Origin of the sequence: Halobacillus shinanisalinarum (assembly GCF_022919835.1) — a bacterium.
In the GTDB taxonomy this organism is placed as follows: Bacteria; Bacillota; Bacilli; order Bacillales; family Halobacillaceae; genus Halobacillus_A; species Halobacillus_A shinanisalinarum.
Genome location: NZ_CP095074.1, coordinates 3,558,808 through 3,580,127, shown reverse-complemented (window position 1 = coordinate 3,580,127; position 21,320 = coordinate 3,558,808). Strand labels below are relative to the sequence as shown.

Genomic DNA, 21,320 nt, shown 5'->3' with positions numbered 1-21,320 from the left:
CTCCTAAAATATATACTTAAACTCTGCTGGTACATAGAGACAAACTGTTATGTACCAACAGTTGTTTCAGCCAATTTTTCTGATAAAGATGTATAAACCTTCTCTATATCCCCATAGGAAGGTACTTTTCTATTCGTGTTAATTCCATTTCCGGACAAAGCATCTTCAACGAGTAACGGAATAGCTTTATTTAAGTCATCCATATTCTTTATATAGTTCCTTGCTGCCTCCCAGATCCCAAACTGTTCATTGTAATCTTTGACGATCTTAACGGCTGATTGAGCCAGTTTATTACGATCTTCCGAAGCATCTGCCCCCAAAGCAACAGCAATATCTGCATAGAGATCGTCTGAAGTTTCCAGGCCAAATTGCATAACGAAAGGGAGTAAAAGAGCAACACTTAAACCATGAGGAATATGAAACCGAGTTCCTAAGGGACGTCCGGCAGCGTGAGCTAAATTAGTTGAAGAATTGGAAAAGGCAATACCTGCATAGCAGCCTGCCAAAATCATTTCCTGTCTTTCTTTGAGGTCAGAACCATCGTTGTACACCTTTGGCAATGATTTGCCTATCATGCGAATCGCCTCTAAAGCATACAAATCGGTCATGGTTGTCGAACGGTTGGAAACATAGGCTTCAATGGCATGCGTCAAAGCATCCAAGCCAGTAAATACGGTGAAGTGTTTGGGGAGACTGATCGTTAGTTCAGGATCTAAAATCGCTACATCTGGAATCAAGTGATCATGACCCGGGTTCATTTTTACCTCAGCTTGAGTATCAGTAATGACCATCACCCGAGTTGCTTCAGAACCTGTACCTGCTGTAGTTGGAACGGCTATTAACGGCATCCGATTCAAACGGGACTGTATAGGAATGTCATTCCACTTGATTTCTGGATTCCACCCAAAAAAGGAGACCGCTTTGGAGATATCAATGGCACTGCCGCCACCCACGGCAACAATACAGTCAGCACTACATTGATCTAAAAGGTTAAGAGCATCTTGAACATGATCCACTGTAGGTTCCCCGGTATAGTCACTGAAGAATGTACATTCTAATTGATCGTGGTGAAGTATAGAACGGATTTTTTCGTGAAGATTTAAAGGAGCTTGTGCTAGAAAAGAATCAATAATAATTAAGGGTTTTGTTCCGCCATTTGCTAAGACTGCTTTGCCCAACTGATGAATACTTCCAGGATCAACCTTTATTTCTCTTGGTAAAGATAAGGTGGACATTCATTTTCCTCCTTCTAAACAAGATTTTTTAACGAGCTAACTTTGCCGCTATAGAAATGAAGCAACCAACTCATACCTACTCGTTACTACCAGTTGTATTTAAGTCAGATTAAATCACTTTTTCGTTCAGTTGTCAATAAATTCTCACTATTTTATTTGAAATTTATGGATAAAAAAAACAGCACCTCTTAATGAAGTGCTGAACCTTATACCCTATCTAATTATTCTCTAGTCCGCATCATTTCAATGCTAAAGGAGTACATATCCGGTCTAAAAGAACTCCTTAAAAATTCCACCGGTTTACCGTTTGGATCTGAAATTAAACGTTCACTTTGTAAGACACTCGAAGAATCATCCAGCCTTAAATAGTCAGCATCCTGTTTAGAAGGCTGACCACTAGTTATCTTTTGTTTAGCTTTCCATAAAGAAATACCGAGCGTTGATTCTAACAGATCATATAAAACTGCTGAATTTAAATCAAATCTTTTCAGCTGATTTCCGATTTCCAAAGGATAATAATGTCTTTCAATAGCCAAAGGGAGATCATCAGCAAACCTCAATCTTTCAATTAAATAAAATTCATCCACTTCTAAGAGCTCTTTAATTTTGTCAGGACTTGATTTTTTTCCATGAAAAAGTAATTGAGAATCTGGATTCATATCCATGTCCTGCACGGTTTCAGTAAAACTTCTGAAAGATCCAAGCCAATCCTGCACAGAAATGCTGGAAATGAAGGTTCCTTTCCCATGCCTTTTCTCTAAAATTCCCTCATGGACAAGTTCTGACACAGCCAAGCGAACGGTTGTCCTGCTAAGCGAATAACGATCCATTAACTCTCGTTCACTAGGAATCTTTTTCTTATAATAGCCCTTTATAATTTCGTCCTTTAGTAATTTTTTTAATTGTATGTGCAATGGTACAGGACCATCAAATTCCAACGACATTGGATAACCTCCGATTGTAACATATAGGTACCAGTCTGTATTATAAATCTAATTAAACCAAAAGGGACCTTTATTGTCAAAGGCTCCCTTACTCATTCCAGTTGTCATGGATTTAAGCTTCCTATATAATCGCAGGACAGGGCAGTCCGCAGATGAAAACAAACGATAAAAATGCAATCCCGTGGTTTTTATTTGGTTTTCTGGGCGTAATGGTGAATAATACAATCGTGATTATCCCTGAAACAGTAACGAATAGTCTTTTAGCTCTAAGTGTCTTTTTATATGCCCCCATGTGTATCCTCAAAATCATCGTCTTCTGCATCGTCAATTACAACTCACATGGAACGTGGATTCTTTAAATTTACAAAAAAATCAGGCTTCCGAATTTCTCGACAGCCTGAGAAGCCATTTATCCTTCTTTAGTTATTTTCGAAAGTTTTTCCTTATCATCTGGTATCAGATGGTAAGAAAACGTTAACAACAGGGATGAATGCGATAAATTCTATCTCTTCAAGTTGTTATGGGGCCCCACTCTGTCCCCCCCATAAAGGTATATAAATTGTAAATTTATAAATATTATACAATTACTTTTGAAGTTAGATGAAAAAAGGGAAGAGGCCCTCTTAAACCGACCTTGTTTCCCTTGATTTCTTCTCCCTTTCTATTCAGATCTTTTAACATCTTTTTACCTGGTAAATACAAGTACGTTTGAAGAACCCGAAAGAATTCCCAAGGTGTTTTCGTCGACTTGGTTTGTAGTTTTCTGTATCTACCCGACTCAACTCTTTCCATTCTACCGATGTATTACTAAAACTCTATTTCCTTAATAGGTAGAGTTGACACACCTGATCCTATATTTACATCACTTCATAATTCTATATAACCTATCTACAGCCTCATTGATATCCTCATTTTGTATACTTGCAAAACCAATTACTAACTCAAGTTTATTATATTCTGTAACCCCTTTTAACATAAACCGCTTTATCGTATAGATTTCCAATTGTTCCTGTTTTGCTCTTGCCTCAATTTCCTCATATCCCCTCTCTGTTTTAAACTCAGCAAGAAAATGAAGCCCGGCTGGTATATTTTTTATCGTTATACCGTCTTGGAATCTCAGTCGCAGCTGCTTTATTAAATTCTTTCTTTTCATTTCATAATGATGATTCATTCGCTTAATGTGTCTCGCGTAGGCTTCGCTTTTAATAAAATAGTGGAGAGTGTACAAAGTAAATGAATTACTGCCTTGTATCCAACTCGAATAATACTTCTTATATACCCGCAACAGATTCGGTGGTAATACCATATAGCTGATCCGGAAACCGGGCAGCAGCGTTTTTGAAAATGTACCCGTATAGATGACCCGCTGATTTCGATCCAGACTTTGCAGGGACGGAATGTTGTCTGTTCCGTATTTAAATTCACTGTCATAGTCATCCTCGACAATGTATCGGTCATTCGAAAGCGCGGCCCAGTTAAGGAGTTCAATTCGTCTTGAAATAGGCATAATAATGCCGGTTGGAAACTGATGTGAGGGTGTAATAAATAGAAAGTTCGGATCAATCTCCTCTACTTTGTTTATATTGATCCCCTTTTCATCTAATGGAGCGGGGGATACATCATAGTTCATACTTTTTAACAATTGATAAATACGGAAGTAGCCGGGGTTTTCTATGGCAACCCTGGTATCATTCCTCTGTACGTCCATTAATTGACGAATTAAAGGTTGTGTTCCTGTCCCAATCACAATTTGCTCAGGTTCACACATGACACCGCGTGTTAATGCGATCATACGGGCGATGGTTTCTCTTACAATATAAGGCCCTTGGGGGTGGGCAATTTCTGAGAGTTCCTGTTTATGATTCTTTACCGCCTTATTCTGGCATTTCAACCATTCTTTGAACGGAAACATAGACACATCCGCGGTCATATGTGATAGGGATAGCCAGCCTTCCTTATGACTGGCATGCTCTTTTAAGTCACTTGGTAAATTAGGCTTGACCGTGTCTTGTTGATTAATAAACTCGGTAATATTTTCGACATAGTACCCTTTTCTTTCAATCGTGTAAATATATCCCTCGGCCAATAATTGTTCATAGGCGTTTGAGACAGAGTTAATGCTTACATTTAATTGCTCCGCCAAATTCCTTTTCGAAGGCAGCTTTTCGTTGCTAATCATTTTTTGTCCTAATATGCCTTTTTTTAATTCTTCATAAATCTGTTGATAGATATAAGTAGAGTTGTTTTCTTTATTTAATTTTATAAAAATCATCAGCCATCTCATCCTTCTGGTACCATAAATAATTTCCACCTGGTTCTTTTCAGTATACCAATTAATTGTCACACTAGTCGATATACTCTTAAAAAACGAGGAGGTTCGATGATGGCAGTAGTTAATCTAACGACAACGGAAGAACTTCAAAATAAACGAAACAAATATATCCCTAAAGGGGTAAGTAATGGGAATCTGAATATTGCGCACCATGCAGAAGGGGCTACGATAACAGATTTAAATCAAAATGAATGGATTGATTTTGCAGGGGCCATCGGAACATTGAATGTGGGCCATAGTCATCCAAAGGTCACAGAAGCAGTAAATAAACAGGTTGAGAAATTTTTGCACCCAGGATTTAATGTCATGATGTATGAGGGGTATATTAATCTAGCCGAAAAACTATGCCAAATTACACCGGGTGATTTTGATAAACAGGCCATGCTGTTTAATTCAGGTGCTGAAGCGGTAGAAAATGCGATAAAGGTTTCCCGTAAATATACCGGCAGACAAGCTGTTGTATCCTTTACTCGCGGCTTTCATGGAAGAACAAATTTGACCATGGGTATGACCAGTAAAGTGAAACCATACAAATTTGGATTCGGTCCATTTACACCGGAATTATACCAGGCTCCCTCTCCTTATCTGTATCACAAGCCAGAGAATTTGACTGATAACGAATATATTGATTTAAAAATTGAAGAATTCAAAGAGTTTTTCACGGCCACAGTTGCTCCGGAAACCGTTGCCTGTGTAGTAATGGAACCTGTTCAAGGTGAAGGTGGATTTGTTATTCCTCCTAAGAGATTCGTTCAGTTTGTAAGTGATTTCTGTAAAGAACATGGCATGACCTTTGTTGCCGATGAGATTCAGACAGGTTTTGGCCGAACAGGGAAGTTATTTGGAATCGAACATTTTAATGTGACCCCTGATCTCATGACGGTTTCTAAATCATTGGCTGCTGGCTTGCCATTAAGCGGAGTTGTCGGCAGAACAGAGATTTTAAATGCAGCGAACCCAGGTGAATTAGGTGGAACGTATGCGGGAAACCCTGTTGCCTGTGCGGCTGCATTAGCTGTCATTGATGCTATCCAAGAAGAAGATTTGCTGGCAAAGTCGGAAAAGCTTGGACAGAGCATTGAATGTAAACTGAAAGAATTACAAGACAGGCATGAATACGTGGGAGAAATTCGCCGCTTAGGTTCCATGGCTGCGGTTGAAATCGTTGATAACCGTTCGAACAAGTTACCTAATAAACATAAAACAGCTGAAATTACCAAATATGCAAACGAACACGGACTACTGCTGCTTTCTGCCGGATTAAATGGAAATGTGATTCGGTTTTTAGCACCACTTGTGATTACAGATGAAGAGTTATCAAAAGGACTATCGATAGTAGAAAAAGCTTTTGACTAAAACGATGGCTAAAGGAGGTTCAAATGTATGGCAACATCCATCAACGTAACAAATCCTGCAACAGGAGAACTCATTCAAGAAGTGAAGGCAAATACGGAAACAGAGATAAATCAGGCCTTAAAAAAAGGTTATGAAAGTTTTCAAAAATGGTCCAAAGTAAATGCTCATGAACGTTCAAGATTGTTACAGGATTGGTCACGAAAGGTAAAGGAAAATAAAGAAGAAATCGCAGAGCTTATGACACTAGAAAGTGGAAAACCTATCAAGGAATCGCTCGGTGAGGTCGACTATGCCGCAAGTTACATTGATTGGTATGCGGAAGAAGCCAAACGAGTATATGGACGTACGGTTCCCACCCATTCTGAATCAAAGCGAATTATCGTAAGCAAGCAGCCCGTAGGATTAGTTGCAGCCATTACCCCATGGAACTTCCCTGCAGCCATGATGACAAGGAAGGCCGCGCCAGCTTTGGCTGCCGGCTGTACTTTTGTCATCAAACCGGCAGAAGAAACACCCTTAACTACGATAAGATTAATCGAACTTGCTCATGAGACTGGTATCCCGTCTGATGTGTTGCAATGCGTCAATGGCTTCGGCAGTGAAGTTGGTCCCCTATTTACAGACAGTGAATATGTAAGAAAATTGACGTTCACTGGTTCTACACCTGTTGGAAAGTTACTAATTAAAAACAGTACAGATACGGTGAAGCATGTTTCCATGGAATTAGGTGGTCACGCGCCGCTGATCATCGCCGAGGATGCTGATCTTAATCTGGCCGTTGAGCAAACTATCGCTTCCAAATTTAGAAATGCCGGGCAAACATGTATCTGCGTCAACCGAGTCCTTGTTCATGAAAGGATTGCAGAAGAATACGCAGAAAAATTAACGAACGAAGTACGCAAATTAAAAGTGGGCGATGGACTGGAGAAAGATACCCAAGTAGGACCCGTGATTAATGAACAGGGCTTTGATAAAATTGTGTCCCAGGTCAATGATGCGATTGATAAAGGGGCTGAAGTGCTGTACGGTAATCACTATCAGTCTAATAAGGAAAGAGGCTGCTTCTTCGTTCATCCAACTATTTTGAAAAATGTAGATGTGAACATGAAGATCATGCATGAAGAAACGTTCGGACCAGTGATCCCGATTACAACCTATCAAGAAAATGAGCAAGCTGTGACGATTGCCAATAGTACTCCCTTTGGACTTGCCGCCTATTTCTTTACGAATGATTATAGAGTAGGTACGTTCTTCCATGAACATTTAGATTTTGGCATTATCGGATGGAACGATGGGGCTCCTTCCGCTGCTCATGCACCTTTCGGGGGCATGAAAGAAAGCGGTCTTGGCCGTGAAGGCGGCTCGGAAGGAATCGAGCCGTACTTAGAAACAAAGTATGTATCGATCGGGAATTTGTCATAAGAGATGATCGCTCTAGTTTAAGATTCACTGTATAAAGATGGATGATAGTAGCATAATGACACGGCATTCAGTCAGTCCCTGAATGTCTAGTTACACAGTGAAAACCGAAATCGCTTACAAATTCATAATGGCGAAAAGGAAGAGTTTATGATGAAAGAAGAAGTAACCGCAGTAATACAGTCAGGAATAGTTACACTAAGTAATTAGTGATCTATGGGATGAACCACAGCTTTTTCTAAAACATTGACACACTAAAGAGTATGTATATTCACTTATCATAAAAAAGGAGTCTATACTATGGATAAAAGTTTTTCAAAGTCCATGTCATTGGTGGATGTTCTGTTCCTTTCCATGGGCGCGATGCTTGGCTGGGGATGGGTTGTCCTTTCCGGTCAGTGGATATCCACAGCCGGATTTGCTGGAAGCGCTATAGCGTTTCTTTTGGGAGGATTACTCGTTATTTTTATCGGTCTTACGTATGCAGAACTAGCTTCTGCCATTCCTGAAACCGGTGGAGGTCTAGTCTTTGTATTACGTGCTTTTAATAAAAAACTTAGCTTCATGTCTGCCTGGGCTGTCTTGTTCGGCTATGTATCTGTTATTACCTTTGAAGCAGTAGCGTTGCCAACAGTAATTGATTTCATCATTCCCTTCGAACACCAAGGATATCTGTGGACATTAGGGGGATGGGATGTTTACCTTACTTGGGTATTAATCGGATCGATTGGAGCCTTTCTACTGACATCGCTAAACTATTTTGGAATTAAACCAGCAACTATCCTTCAGAGTGTTTTCACAATTATAGTTGTTCTGATTGGCCTATTACTAGTCTTCGGTGCTATAAAGAACGGGGATGCGGAAAACATGCAGCCATTATTTGATAATGGTTTTGGAGGTATAATGTCAGTTCTCGTGATGATCCCGTTTCTATTTGTCGGTTTCGATGTCATTCCGCAAATAGCCTCTGAAATAAAATCCCCCCCAAAGTTCATCGGCCGGATATTGATCATATCGATTATTACATCGATCATTTTTTACGTGCTGATTGCTTTTGGTGTTTCAATTGGATTAACGCCATTTGAACTTATGACCACTGAACTTGCTACTGCCGACGCAATGGTCAACCTATTCAGGAGTCAGCTGTTCGGAACCATTCTTGTTTTAGGCGGTGTTGCAGGTATTATCACTAGCTGGAACGCCTTTATAATTGGCGGAAGTCGTATCCTATATGCAATGGCTATTAGGGATATGATCCCTAAATGGTTTGCTCACGTCCATCCTAAATACAAAACACCGACACACGCTATTGTTTTTTTAGGCATTCTTGCTTTCTTAGCGCCACTATTAGGCCGATCTGCTCTAAACTGGTTCGTAAATGCTGGCGGTGTCGGAATTGTTGTGGGATATTTGATTGTTTCCATATCCTTTTTGAAACTCAGAAAAATAGAACCTGAGTTGATACGCCCCTACAAGATAAAGTATTGGAAAACAACCGGCATACTTGCCATTATGTTAAGTACCCTCTTTATTAGTTTTTATTTTCCAGGCATGCCATCAGGACTTCTTTGGCCAATGGAATGGGCTATCTTAGGCGGATGGTGCTTACTTGGTTTTGGTTTATATTGGTTTGGAGTTAAAAGAACTAGACCAACGAAAAGGGAACTTTCAACTGATGCTGATAAGAGGCAAAGCAGCTGACAATGATGAGTTGGTCGTGAGATATTCTCATCCCATTCCTAACCATTGGGGCTGCCAGTCTCAAATGAAAAAAGAGCAGACAGACTCCAGACTATTACTCCTAAGTAGATTGATAGTTATTGCTATGTCGATCTTTTCTCTACTATTGGCACTAGCTATTCCTAGATTGGTAGAACTTTGGATGACAGGATCAGCTATTCTTGTCGCCGGCCTTTTGGCTCCCATCTTAATCGGACTTTTTTGGGACAAACCCGATAATTGAGCAGGCGTTGCTTCTATGTGGTCAGGGATTATTCTAGCTTTAGGCTGGCAGTTTGCAGGGGATCCTTTCGATATACATCCGGTTTTCGTCGGGTTCCCTCTTTCTCTTATCATGTTGTTAACCCTTACGTTTATGCCTTCTACTGCAGAAAAAGTACAAGTTGAAGAAAAGGTCGAATAAATAAGTAAATCATAAGCCCAAAGGATATTAGGGCTTATGATTTTGCGTTGTAAAAAGGGGATCAGTCAGTATATGTTTCGCCACGATGCATCACTCTTTAAAGGCAACGTAACACCCTCACTCTAAAAGTGTCTACTTTAAGGGGATAATCTCACTGTCCCCCAATGCTTTTGAGCACTGAGAGACAGACCCAGAACCACAGTTGCTATTAAAAATCTTAGTGCATATTGGTCTTAGGTTATAGCTATCCTATTTATATTTAATAGCTACGTTTTTCAATTGAGTATAATTTTTCAATGCAATCAACCCTTTTTCTCTGCCAAAGCCACTTCTTTTATATCCACCAAAAGGCATTTGAATTCCTCCACCTGCTCCATAGTTATTAATAAATAATTGGCCCGCAAGAACTTTGTCTGCTATTCGGTGAGCCTTCCCGATATTCTCAGTCCAAATTCCGGTCACTAACCCATAGTCGGTACCATTAGCTAACTCAACGGCCTTTTGTTCATCTTCAAATGGAAAGACCGATAAAACCGGACCAAAAATCTCTTGTTGAGCTATATCACTCTCATGGGATATGTGGTCGATAATGGTAGGCTGCAAATAATAACCATCTTCGAAACCTTTTATATTTACCCTTTCCCCTCCTGTTATAACCTCTCCTTCCTCCCGAGCCTTTTCAATGAAAGAAGAGACTTTATCAAATTGATTTTTTGATAGAATAGGTCCTAAATCATAATCATCTTTGCCAGGTCCAATTGTAACTTTCTTAAATTTCTCTTTTAATAAAGAAAGGAATCTATCTTTATAGTTATCTTCAATAAGTAGCCTCGATCCAGCTGAACATGTTTGTCCTGCGTTCTGAATTATAGATCTCACCACACCATTAAGTGCTTCCTCTTCATTACAGTCTGCAAATACAATATTGGGAGACTTGCCCCCTAACTCTAATGTGACTGGAACAATATTTTCAGCAGCTGATTTCATAATTTGCTTACCTGTGGCCACAGACCCTGTGAAAGTAATGTGGTTTACATCAGGATGTGTAGACAAGGCTGCCCCTGCCTCGTGACCCAGTCCAGTGATGACATTGAAGACTCCTCTTGGTAAGTTGGTTTCGTGAAAATACTCTGCTAGTTTTAATGCTGTTAGTGACGTATCTTCAGCTGTTTTAAGAACCACTGTATTTCCAGTGGCTATAGCCGCTGCCGTACTTCTGGAGCTAATTTGAATCGGATAGTTCCAAGGGATAATATGAGCGGTAACACCAATCGGATCACGAACGGTAAAATCAATGATTCCATCCTCTATAGGAATCGTTTCCCCCATTATCTTATCTGCTGCTCCTGCATAAAATTCAAAATATCTTGCCGCAGCTTCTACGTCTGAATAAGCTTGCGATAAAGGCTTTCCCACATCTAACGTTTCGAGATTTGCTAGTTCATCTTTATTGAACCTAATTTTGTTAGCCATTTCCGTTAATATATAGCCTCTTTCGTGAGGTTTTATGGTTCGCCAAAGCTCACTTTCAAAAGCTTTCCTTGCAGCTGACACGGCAGTATCGACATCAACCTTCTCACCTCTTGGTATAGTCCCAAGCGGTTGTTGGTTTGAAGGATCCAAAAACTCAATGGTCTTACCAGAAAGACTAGCTTTCCATTCCCCATCTACATACATCAAGAGATTATCCATTTTTTCACCTTTCTCTCTTTATATTCCTCTTCCACCATCTACATTTAGGGTAGCACCTGTCACCATGTCCGCTTCCTCAGATAGCAGAAAAACGATTGATGAAGCAATGTTCTCGGGCGTAAGCAGTTTTCCCATAGGGACACTTTTCTTAAATATGTCCTCTTTAGCCTTTTCCATATCCGTACCTTCAGCAGCAAACTGTTCAAGCATATTCGTATCACATGGACCTGGATGAACCGTATTAACTCGGATATTTTCATGCGCTAATTCGATAGCTAGCGCCCTTGAAAAACTTTCTGCACCGCCCTTAGATGCAATGTATGATTGTAATCCAGGACGAGGCCGTACAGCCGATATGGATGCAACATTGACTATCGTTCCATTCTGTTGTTTCTTCATATAATTGACCGCTTCTCTACAGCTTAAAAATAGTAGAGTCATATTAATATCTAATAGATTATGCCACATATCTAGTGTAGTTTCCTCTATGGGAGTGGCTTGTTGAGCCATACCCGCCGCATTAACCAATCCATCAATCTTCCCAAAACGTTCATTGGCTTTGGAAAATACGTGCCGGACAAATGACTCCTCTAGTAAATCCCCTTCAAAAATCACTAGCTTTTCTTGTCCCAACCCTGTTAATTGATCACCTTTCAAATCACAGCCTACTACTTGGGCTCCCTCTTCAAGTAATTGTTTAACGACAGCTATTCCCATTCCTCCATTGGCTCCAGTCACCACAATCGTCTTACCTTGAACTTTCATACTTTTCGGCCCCCAACAAGTTTGACTTAACTTGATCTCGAATGGCTTTTCCTACCTGTTTAGTCGTGCAAGTTCCTCCCAAATCCGGGGTTACGATCCCTTCTTGAATAACATGTTGAATCGATTGCAAAATGGCATCAGCGGGTTGTTCGTATCCTAAATGTTCGAGCAAAAGAGCTAACGACCAAACTTGTGCAATTGGGTTTGCGATTCCTTGGCCTGCAATGTCCGGAGCAGATCCATGGACAGGCTCAAACATGGATGGGTAGTTCCCCTCAGGATTAATGTTGGCTGAAGGCGAGACTCCTAGACCACCCACAATAGATGAACCTAGATCAGATAAAATATCGCCAAACAAATTCGATGCTAAGACTACCCCAAACTCCTCAGGTCGTTGGACAAAGTAAGCCGTTAAGGCATCAATATAAACAGACTCAAAATGGATATCTTCATAATTGCTAGAAACGGATGCCACTTCCCTATCCCAGAGCTTCATTGTATGCAAAATCGCATTAGATTTCGTAGCACTCGTTACTTTTTTATAATTCTTTGACCGGGCATATTTAAAAGCAAAGGCACTCGCCTTCTTCACGCCTTCACGCGTCATGACTGTGTTCTGGACAGCCATTTCCTGAGATGTACCTTGATAGAGGTTTCCTCCCATATTGGAGTATTCCCCTTCTGCGTTCTCACGAATGATAACAAAGTCAATGTCCTTATCAATTTGTAGAGGAGCGTTTATACCTGCTAATTGTTTTATCGGCCGAAAGTTAATATATTGCTCAAACCCCTTACGAATGGGCATGATTAAATCCCATATGGACACTTCGTCTGCAACACGAGGGTCACCGATGGCTCCAAACAATATAGCATCATACTTTTTTAAGGTGTCCAGACCATTCTTTGGCATCATTTCTCCATGCTGCAAGTAATATTCTGAACTCCAACTAAATATTTCCCATTCGATGGTAAGGAGAGAATTAGTCTTGCAAATTTCTTCTAATAGGCATAAGGCTTCCTCCATAACTTCCCGCCCAATTCCATCACCTGGAATCACAGCAATGTTATGCATTAATAGTCACCATCTTCATTAAGAAAGTTCAAGCATGCTTGGCGATAGATTTGGGTGGTTTCAGCTAATTCTTCTATATCCACATATTCATTAATTTGATGGGGAATTTCTCGATCACCAGCTCCAATAGTCACTATAGGAACTCCAGCAATATGAAGAAAGGTCCCATCGGTAGCTCCCGGAACTCCATTATATTTAGGTTCTTGTTTCATCACATCTTTTACAGCTTTGGCGACCGCTTCCACCACAGCCTCTTCTTTATCGGTTTCTGTCCAAGGACGATCCTCTATCACTTCAAAATCTGCTTTGAAATATTCATCATCTTTTTTAAGTCTTGTAAAAATCTCAAGAATCTCCTGTTTAAGTTCCTCGTGGTCTTGGCCCGGCACCGTCCTTATATCTAGTGTTGTCATACACTGTTCCGGAATAACATTAATTTGTGCCTCGCCTTTGACTGGTGCAGTTAAGATCGTTGGGGTAATACTCGGCCACCCTAGTGTTGGATGCTTACCTAGACGCTCTTGCTCTTTCTTTTCTAGCCTTTCAAGTTCAACAATTATTCGTGCCATCCTCCAATTAGGATTTATGCCACTCCATGAGATCGCACCATGAGCCATTTTCCCGTACGTTTTCAGTTCTATCCTCATAGCGCCGCGTTGACTTATACATACTTGATTTTCCTCAGGTTCACAAATAATGGCACCATCTACTCTATCGGCCCAGCCATTTTTAATAAAATGTTTGATTCCAATCATCATGCTTTCTTCATCACAAGGGATACATAAAATAATTTTACCTGTAAATTCTTCCTCATCTTGCAAGATAGAGTCTACAGCTGTAATCATACAGGCCAGATTTCCTTTCGTATCATTCGTTCCTCGTCCATACATCCTTCCCTCGACAATTTCAGCTCCGAACGGATCATATCTCCATGCACTATGATCCCCCTCTGTCACCACATCCGTATGCCCCTCAAGAAGGAGCGTTTTCCCAGGTTTGCCAGAATCCACAACACCTATGACATTTGGCCGCCCCGGTTCAACTTCTTCTATATGAACTTCAATTCCCTTTTGCTTCAAATAGTCAGCTACATAATTGGCTACCTTTTCTTCATTCCCACCCTCTACTCCCGGGCGGTAAACACTAGGGATTCTGACTAATTCTTGAGTTAGTGATATGACAGCTTCACGATCTCTCGTTTGTTGAGAATGGAGTTGATTTGTTTTCATTTACATGCTCCTTTCCATTTTTTGTTGGGCGATATAATCATTCACAGCTACATTTTTTGTTGCTAAACTAACGACTACGTATGCAATAAAGGAGAAAATAACTGGTAAAACGACACTGTGCATACCAAATGGTGATGTAAAGAAGAGATCGATGATAATATAAGAGCCGATCCCAACTGCCATAGAGGAGAGTGCCCCGTATTTATTGCCAGTTTTCCAATAAAGTCCCATGACAACCGGCCAAATAAACGTTGCTTCCAAACCGCCAAACGCAAATAGGTTAAGCCAAATTAACAGGTCTGGTGGATTAAGTGCCATTAAGAAAACGAGTACCCCTAAGACAGTAGTCACTCCGAAGCTTAAGTTTTTTACTCTTTGGTGTGACGCATCTGGTTTGATATAGTTTATATAGATATCTTTAACTACCGATGAGCTAACTAAAAGAAGTAAAGAGTCTACTGTTGACATAATCGCAGCCATAGGGGCGGCTAAGACAATCCCGGCTAGCCAAGCAGGTAACACTTCTAACGAGATCAGCGGCATAACTTTATCCCCCACTTCAATTCCTGGGAGGATCGGACGCGCAAAGACACCAATTAGATGCATGTTTAACATAATAAATCCAACCACGATCGTCCCTATAAGTAAGGCACGGTGCATCGCTTTCGAGCTTTTATAGGACATAGCCCGTACTGTAACTTGAGGAAGCCCGACTACTGCTACACCAACGAGGATCCAAAAGGAAGAAACATAAGTTGGTGTTAAACTGCCATCTGCACCAAATGGAGTAATCAAATCTGGGTTCTCTGCTGTTAGGTCTGCCATAATATTAGATATACCACCACCAGCAACAATCGTAGCGATTAATAAGACTAAGGTTCCAACAAACATAACCACGCCTTGGACAGTATCCGTTAAGGCAACGGCCTTAAACCCACCGATAACTACGTAAATGAGCACAGATACAGCAAAAATAAAAAGGGATGTAGTGTAAGATATTCCTGTTAAAGATTCTATTAATCTTGCACCACCCACCCATTGGGCTGCCATTGCAGAAAATAGAAAAATAATAATACTAAAAGCCGCCGTTAGCACAACCCATTTACTCTGATAACGACCTTTTAAAAAATCTGTTAACGTGACCGCATTATACCTTCTTGCCATAATGGCGAATTTCTTTCCTAAAATCATAAGAACAAAGTATCCCGTAGCCACTTGTGACATGGAGAGCAAAACCCAACCAAACCCTTGTGTATAAGCTACTCCAGGCCCACCAATAAAACTACTGGCACTTCCGTAAGTGGCAATCATGGTCATAGCTAGAACAAAGCCACCTAGCTGGCGACCGCCTAGAAAGTATTCTTGCATAAAGTCATTATTAGACTTATTAAGGGATCGACTCGCCATAAATCCAACCGCAAAAATAATAACTAAAAAAAGTAATAGTGGTACTATAACGGCTACATTCATGATTGATCACCCCTATCTTCATCTTCAAATGGCACCTCTACGAAAAAGAATTTAACAATAAAAATAACCAGAACAGTTATAAAAATAAAGCCACCCACGCAGCTATAAAAAAACCATGATGGCAGACCAAACACATAATTATACTCTTCTGGTGGTTTACTTCCTAACCCATAGGCAAAAGCAAACCACCAAACGAAGTTAATGATAGCTAAAGCAACACCGATTAAGGCCTCTCGGTTTGCTATTTTAAAACGATAGTCTTGATTCTTTGGAGCCATTTTCCCACCTCCCCATTAAGTTATAAAGTTTCGTAAATGGAAGCTTTCACGACACCACTAAGGAATCTTATAGTTCCTGCATCGATCGATAATGGCGGGGCAATCGTTAACACATTATTAAAACCGGCTACGGTATCCCCATTTTTTCCAATAATAACTCCCTTTTCTTTACACTTGCTTAGCACCAAATTCAACTTATCTTCGTGAATGGGTGTTTTATTAATAGAATCTTCAACAAGTTCAATTCCCATCATTAATCCTTTATATCGAATATCCCCAACATTAGGGTGAGAAAGGAGTTCTTTCATATCCTCGTAAAGCTGCTCCCCTTGATTGTAAGCATTCTCAATGTACTTCTCCCTCTCGATAATCTCGATATTTTTCAGCGCGACTGCGCAGGCTGCTGGATTTCCCCCAAAGGTTGTTACACTTCGAAAGTGGTCATATTTTTCAGAGGTTTCAAATGCTTCATAACAGTCTTTGTGAATTGCTGTGACCGATAATGGGAGATACCCACTAGTAAGCCCTTTCGCCATTGTTATGATATCTGGCGTTACATCCTCATGAAAGTGACCGAACATTTCCCCTGTTCGTCCAAAACCATTAATCACTTCATCTACAATCAAGAGTACTCCATGTTTTTCACATATATCTTTTACCCTTTCCATATATCCCCTTGGCGGAATTAGAACGCCTCCTCCAGAAATATAGGGTTCCATAATAATAGCCGCTACAGTTTCCTTCCCTTCCCAAGTAATCGTATGATCTATTAAGTCTGTGCACTCAAGATTACAAGTAGATGGTTGCTTATTTAATGGACAATGATAACAATCTGGAGGCACTGTGTGTAAAAAACCTGCAGCTAATGGCTCGTATTTATATTTTCTTTCAGCCTGACCTGTTGCAGCCAAAGCCCCCATTGTTGTCCCATGATACGACCGGTATCTTGAAATAATCTTGTGTCTACTCGAACTATCATTTTGAGAGTGATATTGTCTAGCGATCTTAAACGCCATTTCATTCGCTTCAGATCCGCTATTGGAGAAAAAAATAACGTAATCATTATTAAGCCAGGTGTTAAGTTTTTCAGCCAGCTCAATTGCTGGGAGATGACTATTTGTCATAGGGAAGTAGGACATATTTTTCATTTGTTCTGCTGCTGCCTCAGCAAGTTCTTCTCTTCCGTATCCTACATTGACACACCAAAGCCCCCCCATGCCATCTAAATATTTATTACCATCACTATCTTTAATAAAGCATCCTTTTGCATTTTCAATTATAAGTGGTTGCTTACTAGCTCGCTTTAGGGCGTGCATAACATTATTTTCATCTCTGCATTGCCATTCTAACGTCTCATTCATCTCATCACTCCCTGTTTAAATACGAATTGTAACTTTTCTTTCCTTATAAAAGGTCACACCGCCACTAGACAGATTGTAAACTGATTCGTATGTGTCACGCGATCAGGGCTACTGTATTTGTTATTTATGATTCGCTAACCTCTTCCACACCCCATCAGTATTTATCCTGTTCATTTTGGCCCCTCTCTATCGGTTTTTAAGAATTTTTGGTATGATTATTTTGAATATTAACTTAATTGTATAATGTAAGCACTTACATTTCATTAGACAGTTCATGAGATCTTAATATAAATTTTTGGACAGTGTGTAAAGAGGGAGGAAAATAGATGAATGATAATAACTTTCTCACAATCGAAATGTTATTAGGAATGGACTGCTTTAAAAAATCTAAAGTAGTATGCGGGATGAAAGGTACCCAACGAATCGTGAAATGGGCACATGTGCTCGAAGTTAATCAGGTCGAAGCCTTAATAAATGGAGGAGAATTAATACTTACGACAGGTATTGGCTGGGCAGAGAAGCCTCATCTAGGTGCAAAACTTTTGGATGAATTAATTGAAAATCAAGCATCGGGTCTCTGTGTAGAATTAAACACTTATGTAGAGAAAATACCCGAAGAGATGGTAGAAATCGCTGAAGAAAACAACTTCCCTATTATTGTGTTCGAGAATCAAGTACGATTTATCGATATTACCAAGAAAATCTATGATCAACTCTATTTCCCTGACGAAAACTTAACGTCCCAACAGCGATTGATTCAATGGTGGAATAATCCGTCAACCGCAGTTATGTCGGACATTTCCACAAATCCCATGTATCCTGGGGTTGCCTCCCTTTATTTGATTCATCCAGATGAGACTGTTCCTAACTTTTGTATCTTAGGAAAAGAACTTGGACTGGATATTACCTTCACTAATCTAGCCTCTAAAACTACTGGAGTATTTCTTATAGTGTCCGATTTAAATGATGAGATCCATACACTTCGTAAAAGGCTAGATAAACTTTTCATCTCACTACCTTCCCTAGTACTTATTGGTCAAAAAATGCACAGTATGAATGAGGCCGCTCATTCAATTAACACCCTTAAGGAAACAAATAAAATTTATCATTCATTAATAAGAAAAAGAACCTTACACTATGATGAATTGTTCATTGAGAAGTTGGTGGTTCCCTTGATAAGAGAGAATAAACTCTCAACTCTAATTGACGACCATCTTTTCCCGTTAATTAAGTATGACCAAGAAAACGATAGCAACCTGCTTATTACACTAGATACATATTTAAGTCATCAATGTAACAAGCAAGAAACGGCTAACGCTCTCTTTATTGTGCGCCAAACCCTATACCATCGCTTAGATAAGATCAAAAAACTTTTGAAGACAGATTTCACCTCCTCATATGATCGCTTATCCCTGGAAATTGCCCTCTGGTCGTTTAGAAATATAATAGATAAAAGGAATAATAAATAATCCTTAAATTAATAACTAGCTTGTCTAACACGAATATTGAGGTATCCGTTTGTAATCCTTTCAAACTCAGACGATAATCTTGTGAACAGCATTGACAACAAATTGGAGCTACTGACTAAATCCATAGCTCTTCTTCAACAGAAATAAAGTACAGATTGTAGCTGAGTGTAGCCTATCTAAAACTTGTCTATCCTATAACTTCCTACAACGTTGAGTTATTTTTTCATAGGTTTAAAGAACATCTTTCAAAAAGACATCCTCTTCCTCTTTTGTTACATTAGACGTTGTGACTAAGCTCGTCACAATCATCACAACAAACCCAGCAGCAGCGGCAAGGAACAGGGATATATAAATGTTTTCAAAAACGTTCAGGCTAGTAAAAATAACATAGAGCCCAGTACCTGAAATCAATGATGCGATGGCACCGTTCCCATTGGATTTCCCCCATAAATAGCCCAATACGATCGGCGCAAGGAGACCACTGATAATCGCTGAGAAACTAAACTGAATCAGTATCGCCAGCGACTCCGGTCGATCGAGCGACAGGTAAAAGGTGACCAAACCAACAAAGACGAGTGAGCCTTTTGCTACTTTTACCGAGCGTACATCCAGTTGATGCTGTGATAACTTCCCTTTTGATAGAATCGGAGCCAGCACCTTGTACAGATCGTTTCCAATGCTTGATGTAATGCTCAAATACAAGCTGTCTGTACTTGATAAAATGGCTGAAATAATTCCAACGATAATAATCGCAGCAATGATCGGCGGAAAGGCTTCTAATATATAGACGGGAATGGCCGAGTCCGCACTACTAAGCGATGGAGCCAGCACTCTAGCTGCCAGACCACCCAATACCATTAACACAGTAATGAAGAACATGCCGAGACCCGCTGACATCGTAAATGGCCGGAGCTGCTCCTCGGTTTCCAGTGATAACACTTTATTAAGCAGGTGTGGCATAACAACAAAACTGATATGTAAAAATTGCACGGACAAAATGGCCAGGACACTATTGTAAGGTCCATTTAGTGGTGCGACCAACTCCGGATCAATCGCCTCCAGTTTACTAGAAAGTTCCCCGAATACATTCAGCCCCCCACCTATGGTCCAGAATAACGACACAAAGATCAGAATGGAAGTAATAACCATCAGAGTTCCTTGAATGCCATCCGTAACAATTTGCGCGAAGGCACCTCCAAGTCCGATATAAAGAATCGTAATGGTCACACCAATCAGAATGCCCCAGAAATAAGGAATGCCGATAACGGATTCAAAAATCGTGGCTAACCCGACATTTTGACCGACAATATAGTACACATTAAACAGCACCAAACAAGTGACTAGTACTTGCAAAGTTTTGCTGTTATATCTTCTCCCCAGCCATTCAGGAAGTGTGGAAACCCCGCCGAACTTCTTGCCATATTTCCAAAACTTCTTAGCAAACAACAGCAGGGCGATCCAGCCAGCCCCAAAGCCACCCAGCGTGTACCATAGTACGGAGACTCCATGCTCATAAGCTAATCCAGGCACACCGATAAACAAGTTGGCACTGGCGAAGCTTGCTGCATAGCTAGCCCCTACCAGCCATGGACTTACTTTCCCTCTTGCCGTTGCAAAACCGTTCATCGATTTACTATGCTGGTTCCCCTTTTTTCCAATCCACGTCACAAAAACAAAGTACAGAGCTAACAGGCTGACTAGTGTCCATAATAGTGGTCCCGTAACGAGTTGCATTAGTTGCGCCCCCCTTGGGTAGATTTTCCATAGCTATGATTCCAAATGAGTAAACCAATTCCCCAGAAAACAGCTAATGCGATCCAATAGATTGTAAACATATGCCTCTCTCCTTTTCTCTAATAATAAAAATTCTTCTGTACCGCAACATCTTACAGGACCATATAAAAAAGCCCCTTTCAAAAGAAAGAGGCTGAAATATGTACTGCTTCAACCTCTTATCTTCCAGACATCAATCTGTCTGTTGGAAGTAGCACCGTTCCCCTTGTAGGGTGGTTGCCGGGCGTCATAGGGCCAAATCCCTCAGCCAACTCTTGATAAGAGCGAATTCGTTATAAAATTAGTTCAAATAATCTGATAAAAAGCATCATAGCAGAGGTAGGAATTCCCTGTCAACACTAACATTAGCTTCAAATTCCGAATCCGCAGTTGACATACACTTCGCTTTCCATGGGCGGCCAGCGAGCCTCCTCGAACGTCACTACGTTCCGTTCTGCGGGGTCTCCCTTTGGACGCTGTTCCCATAGGAGTCTTCGTGTATGTCAACTACTAATATGAAATACCATTTTTAACTTAAATGATTAGAATTCTCTTAACCTGCACCACCGCAGGGTAAATTGCAGAATATTTTCAAAGTAGTGATTGACACCTTTTCGGATATGCTGTATATTTTTCATCAACTTAATATTTAATGATATTTCTTATCCCGAGAGGTGGAGGGACTGGCCCTTTGAAACCTCGGCAACAGACTGCATCAAGTACTGTGCCAATTCCAGCAGGCGGGAACGCTTGAAAGATAAGGAAGAGCTCTCATACATGTA

18 protein-coding genes and 2 riboswitches are annotated in these 21,320 nt (G+C 40.4%); of the genes, 7 read left to right on the top strand and 11 right to left on the bottom strand.

Annotated features, from left to right (window positions below; genetic code table 11):
* Window positions 1–47: 47 nt before the first annotated feature.
* Entirely contained in the window at window positions 48–1,235 is a 1,188-nt protein-coding gene (locus MUO14_RS17685) for an iron-containing alcohol dehydrogenase (protein WP_244751902.1), read from the bottom strand.
* A gap of 221 nt (window positions 1,236–1,456) precedes the next feature.
* Entirely contained in the window at window positions 1,457–2,179 is a 723-nt protein-coding gene (locus MUO14_RS17680) for a GntR family transcriptional regulator (protein WP_244751901.1), read from the bottom strand.
* A gap of 125 nt (window positions 2,180–2,304) precedes the next feature.
* Here MUO14_RS17680 and MUO14_RS24845 point away from each other — a divergent pair, with 125 nt between their 5' ends.
* Window positions 2,305–2,538, top strand: a complete 234-nt coding sequence (locus tag MUO14_RS24845) for a putative sulfate exporter family transporter (RefSeq protein WP_396265853.1) — start codon at window positions 2,305–2,307, stop codon at window positions 2,536–2,538.
* A gap of 503 nt (window positions 2,539–3,041) precedes the next feature.
* Here MUO14_RS24845 and gabR read toward each other — a convergent pair.
* Window positions 3,042–4,451 (bottom strand): MocR-like transcriptional regulator GabR, encoded by a 1,410-nt coding sequence (gene gabR / locus MUO14_RS17675; RefSeq protein WP_244751900.1) that lies wholly within the window; start codon window positions 4,449–4,451, stop codon window positions 3,042–3,044.
* A 111-nt stretch (window positions 4,452–4,562) separates the two neighbouring features.
* On the opposite strand from gabR, the gene gabT reads away from it, so the two are divergent.
* The 5 genes from gabT to MUO14_RS17650 all read left to right on the top strand — a co-directional run bounded on the left by gabT (window position 4,563) and on the right by MUO14_RS17650 (window position 9,429).
* Window positions 4,563–5,867, top strand: coding sequence for a 4-aminobutyrate--2-oxoglutarate transaminase (gene gabT / locus MUO14_RS17670; protein WP_244751899.1), 1,305 nt, complete (start codon window positions 4,563–4,565; stop codon window positions 5,865–5,867).
* Between the two features lie 27 nt (window positions 5,868–5,894).
* Window positions 5,895–7,289 carry an NAD-dependent succinate-semialdehyde dehydrogenase gene (locus MUO14_RS17665; RefSeq protein ID WP_244751898.1) on the top strand — a complete coding sequence of 465 codons (1,395 nt, stop codon included), beginning with the start codon at window positions 5,895–5,897 and terminating at the stop codon, window positions 7,287–7,289.
* Window positions 7,290–7,586: 297 nt separating this feature from the next.
* Window positions 7,587–8,987, top strand: coding sequence for an APC family permease (locus MUO14_RS17660; RefSeq protein ID WP_244751897.1), 1,401 nt, complete (start codon window positions 7,587–7,589; stop codon window positions 8,985–8,987).
* Entirely contained in the window at window positions 8,962–9,249 is a 288-nt protein-coding gene (locus tag MUO14_RS17655; protein ID WP_244751896.1) for a hypothetical protein, read from the top strand. The genes MUO14_RS17660 and MUO14_RS17655 overlap by 26 nt, the downstream gene beginning before the upstream one ends.
* Before the next feature lie 15 nt (window positions 9,250–9,264).
* Entirely contained in the window at window positions 9,265–9,429 is a 165-nt protein-coding gene (locus MUO14_RS17650; RefSeq protein ID WP_244751895.1) for a hypothetical protein, read from the top strand.
* Between the two features lie 249 nt (window positions 9,430–9,678).
* Here the strand turns inward: MUO14_RS17650 and MUO14_RS17645 are convergent, their stop codons facing one another.
* Genes MUO14_RS17645 through MUO14_RS17615 form a run of 7 tightly spaced genes read right to left on the bottom strand, consistent with a single transcriptional unit; the run spans window position 9,679 to window position 17,296 of the window.
* Entirely contained in the window at window positions 9,679–11,121 is a 1,443-nt protein-coding gene (locus MUO14_RS17645; RefSeq protein ID WP_244751894.1) for an aldehyde dehydrogenase family protein, read from the bottom strand.
* Between the two features lie 18 nt (window positions 11,122–11,139).
* The gene (locus MUO14_RS17640; protein WP_244751893.1) at window positions 11,140–11,886 is read right to left on the bottom strand and encodes an SDR family NAD(P)-dependent oxidoreductase; all 747 of its coding nucleotides are present in this window, start codon (window positions 11,884–11,886) and stop codon (window positions 11,140–11,142) included.
* The gene (locus MUO14_RS17635; protein WP_244751892.1) at window positions 11,870–12,958 is read right to left on the bottom strand and encodes a tartrate dehydrogenase; all 1,089 of its coding nucleotides are present in this window, start codon (window positions 12,956–12,958) and stop codon (window positions 11,870–11,872) included. Before MUO14_RS17635 ends, MUO14_RS17640 begins: the two co-directional genes overlap by 17 nt.
* The gene (locus MUO14_RS17630) at window positions 12,958–14,187 is read right to left on the bottom strand and encodes a M20 family metallopeptidase (RefSeq protein WP_244751891.1); all 1,230 of its coding nucleotides are present in this window, start codon (window positions 14,185–14,187) and stop codon (window positions 12,958–12,960) included. Before MUO14_RS17630 ends, MUO14_RS17635 begins: the two co-directional genes overlap by 1 nt.
* Window positions 14,188–15,657 (bottom strand): sodium/pantothenate symporter, encoded by a 1,470-nt coding sequence (gene panF, locus MUO14_RS17625; RefSeq protein WP_244751890.1) that lies wholly within the window; start codon window positions 15,655–15,657, stop codon window positions 14,188–14,190.
* On the bottom strand, window positions 15,654–15,935 hold the full coding sequence (locus tag MUO14_RS17620; protein ID WP_244751889.1) for a YhdT family protein: 282 nt from the start codon (window positions 15,933–15,935) through the stop codon (window positions 15,654–15,656). The genes panF and MUO14_RS17620 overlap by 4 nt, the downstream gene beginning before the upstream one ends.
* Before the next feature lie 20 nt (window positions 15,936–15,955).
* Window positions 15,956–17,296, bottom strand: coding sequence for an aminotransferase (locus tag MUO14_RS17615; protein ID WP_244751888.1), 1,341 nt, complete (start codon window positions 17,294–17,296; stop codon window positions 15,956–15,958).
* A 326-nt stretch (window positions 17,297–17,622) separates the two neighbouring features.
* Here MUO14_RS17615 and MUO14_RS17610 point away from each other — a divergent pair, with 326 nt between their 5' ends.
* Window positions 17,623–18,765 (top strand): PucR family transcriptional regulator, encoded by a 1,143-nt coding sequence (locus tag MUO14_RS17610; RefSeq protein WP_244751887.1) that lies wholly within the window; start codon window positions 17,623–17,625, stop codon window positions 18,763–18,765.
* Window positions 18,766–18,996: 231 nt separating this feature from the next.
* Here the strand turns inward: MUO14_RS17610 and MUO14_RS17605 are convergent, their stop codons facing one another.
* Window positions 18,997–20,499 carry a sodium:solute symporter family protein gene (locus tag MUO14_RS17605; RefSeq protein ID WP_244751886.1) on the bottom strand — a complete coding sequence of 501 codons (1,503 nt, stop codon included), beginning with the start codon at window positions 20,497–20,499 and terminating at the stop codon, window positions 18,997–18,999.
* 215 nt (window positions 20,500–20,714) lie between these two features.
* A riboswitch (SAM riboswitch) is annotated at window positions 20,715–20,823 on the bottom strand.
* 374 nt (window positions 20,824–21,197) lie between these two features.
* Window positions 21,198–21,302, top strand: a riboswitch (SAM riboswitch).
* The last annotated feature ends 18 nt before the right edge of the window (window positions 21,303–21,320 follow it).

Coding starts and splice junctions, on each gene's coding strand:
- MUO14_RS17685 (WP_244751902.1), bottom strand. CDS start 1,235: ATGTCCACCTTATCTTTACCAAGAGAAATAAAGGTTGATCCTGGAAGT.
- MUO14_RS17680 (WP_244751901.1), bottom strand. CDS start 2,179: ATGTCGTTGGAATTTGATGGTCCTGTACCATTGCACATACAATTAAAA.
- gabR (WP_244751900.1), bottom strand. CDS start 4,451: ATGATTTTTATAAAATTAAATAAAGAAAACAACTCTACTTATATCTAT.
- gabT (WP_244751899.1), top strand. CDS start 4,563: ATGGCAGTAGTTAATCTAACGACAACGGAAGAACTTCAAAATAAACGA.
- MUO14_RS17665 (WP_244751898.1), top strand. CDS start 5,895: ATGGCAACATCCATCAACGTAACAAATCCTGCAACAGGAGAACTCATT.
- MUO14_RS17660 (WP_244751897.1), top strand. CDS start 7,587: ATGGATAAAAGTTTTTCAAAGTCCATGTCATTGGTGGATGTTCTGTTC.
- MUO14_RS17655 (WP_244751896.1), top strand. CDS start 8,962: ATGCTGATAAGAGGCAAAGCAGCTGACAATGATGAGTTGGTCGTGAGA.
- MUO14_RS17650 (WP_244751895.1), top strand. CDS start 9,265: ATGTGGTCAGGGATTATTCTAGCTTTAGGCTGGCAGTTTGCAGGGGAT.
- MUO14_RS17645 (WP_244751894.1), bottom strand. CDS start 11,121: ATGGATAATCTCTTGATGTATGTAGATGGGGAATGGAAAGCTAGTCTT.
- MUO14_RS17640 (WP_244751893.1), bottom strand. CDS start 11,886: ATGAAAGTTCAAGGTAAGACGATTGTGGTGACTGGAGCCAATGGAGGA.
- MUO14_RS17635 (WP_244751892.1), bottom strand. CDS start 12,958: ATGCATAACATTGCTGTGATTCCAGGTGATGGAATTGGGCGGGAAGTT.
- MUO14_RS17630 (WP_244751891.1), bottom strand. CDS start 14,187: ATGAAAACAAATCAACTCCATTCTCAACAAACGAGAGATCGTGAAGCT.
- panF (WP_244751890.1), bottom strand. CDS start 15,657: ATGAATGTAGCCGTTATAGTACCACTATTACTTTTTTTAGTTATTATT.
- MUO14_RS17620 (WP_244751889.1), bottom strand. CDS start 15,935: ATGGCTCCAAAGAATCAAGACTATCGTTTTAAAATAGCAAACCGAGAG.
- MUO14_RS17615 (WP_244751888.1), bottom strand. CDS start 17,296: ATGAATGAGACGTTAGAATGGCAATGCAGAGATGAAAATAATGTTATG.
- MUO14_RS17610 (WP_244751887.1), top strand. CDS start 17,623: ATGAATGATAATAACTTTCTCACAATCGAAATGTTATTAGGAATGGAC.
- MUO14_RS17605 (WP_244751886.1), bottom strand. CDS start 20,499: ATGCAACTCGTTACGGGACCACTATTATGGACACTAGTCAGCCTGTTA.